The sequence below is a fragment of the Pseudomonas sp. PAMC 26793 genome, assembly GCF_000313235.1.
GTDB lineage: Bacteria > Pseudomonadota > Gammaproteobacteria > Pseudomonadales > Pseudomonadaceae > Aquipseudomonas > Aquipseudomonas yamanorum.
This window is the reverse complement of sequence record NZ_AMXG01000014.1, coordinates 1-1,500: the sequence shown is the minus strand read 5'-3', so window position 1 is coordinate 1,500 and position 1,500 is coordinate 1. Positions and strand designations below refer to the sequence as shown.

The 1,500-nt window shown below is 57.5% G+C and carries 1 protein-coding gene; it reads right to left on the bottom strand.

The genetic code is table 11. The features are described from left to right. Positions 1-350 precede the first annotated feature (350 nt). Entirely contained in the window at positions 351-1,376 is a 1,026-nt protein-coding gene (locus D109_RS0103065) for an IS110 family transposase (RefSeq protein WP_017475626.1), read from the bottom strand. Positions 1,377-1,500 lie beyond the last annotated feature (124 nt).

Genomic DNA, 1,500 nt, shown 5'->3' with positions numbered 1-1,500 from the left:
TTGGCATTGCTTGATGCCCCGCTATTGTAGCGCCAATTTAATTCTTCCTTGCAACATTTCCTGAGCTAATGCCCCCGTTTGCCCATGAAAAATCTATGGTCACCCTCCTTTTTGCAAGCTGATTTTGTATGATGTGAGTAGGCTCGCTTAAATCTATCCGGCGTCTGATTGGAGAAAGTTCTCCGCGCCACGATGAGAGTCGCGCCTGTCGGTCCTGAAAAGCCGCTCGGCTTTCACAGCCGATTTTTTTGCCAGGTTATCCGGCAGGCCGGTGTGCCGTTCACGTCATCCAATGTCAGCAGTCGCAAAACCAGGTAGGTGTGCTGTAAAACGGTGAGTCTGGGAGGCCCTCATGTTGTCATGGGGGCCTCTTTTATTTCAAATTCGGTATGGTGGGCCGCGATGGCCCATGCCATGCGCGCCAGTTTGTTGGCCAGGGCGCACGCCACCACATTCGAGTGGCGACGCATGAGCATGGAGCGGACCCATTGTGCCAGCTGTCCGCGTTGGCGCTCCAGTCTCTGCATGTAGGCCCGCGCGCACTGCACCAGCAGGCGCCGCAGATTCTTGTCGCCGCGCTTGCTGATGCCCAGCAACTTGTTTTTACCGCCGGTACTGTACTGGCGTGGCACCAGCCCAACGGCGGCGGCGAAGTCACGCCCGCAGCGGTAGTGCTTGCCGTCACCGACTTCGGCGGCCAGCACGCTGGCCGTGATAGGACCGATGCCGGGCACTGTCATGAGTCGCTGGCCTAAATCGTCCTCGGTCACTTGCCGGGCCAGGTCCTTCTCGATCTCGGCGATCTGCTGGTCGAGGTACTTGAAATGGGCATGCAGTCGCTCCAGCACTTGTACCAGCCGTGCTGGCAGGCGCTGTTCTGCCAGCACGGAAGGCAAGCGTTTGATCGCCGCGTGGCCGACGGGCAAGCTGATGCCAAACTCCAGCAGAAAGCCGTGGATTTGGTTGCTCGCCCTGACACGCTCGCGTACCAGCGATTCGCGCACGCGGTGCAGCGCCGAAAGCGTCTGTTGGGCCTCGTTCTTTGGTGTAACAAAACGCATGGCAGGACGGCTGGCCGCTTCACAAATGGCTTCTGCATCGATGAAGTCGTTCTTGTTGCTCTTGACGAAGGGGCGCACGAACTGCGGCGAGATCAGCTTGGCTTCATGGCCAAAGCCGGCCAGTTGCCGGGCGATGAAGTGCGCTCCGGCACAGGCTTCCATGACGATGGTACAGGGATGAAAAGTGGCGAGAAACGCGATCAGTTGTGGGCGGCTGAACTTCTTGCGCAGCAGTGTTTTACCTTGGCGATCCTGTCCGTGGACATGAAAGCTGTGTTTGCCGAGATCGATGCCGATGAGCATGACGTTTTCCATGATGGCCTCCTTCAGAAATGAAAACACCCTATAAGTTTAGTAACTTATAGGGTGGAGGGTGACCATCTCATTAGCCGCCCTGTAAGCGCGGCGATGCAGTGCCAGCAGTATCAGTAAGCCATCT

Bases quoted from the DNA above. Each gene is read 5' to 3' on its own strand.
- D109_RS0103065 (WP_017475626.1), bottom strand. From the start codon at position 1,376: ATGGAAAACGTCATGCTCATCGGCATCGATCTCGGCAAACACAGCTTT.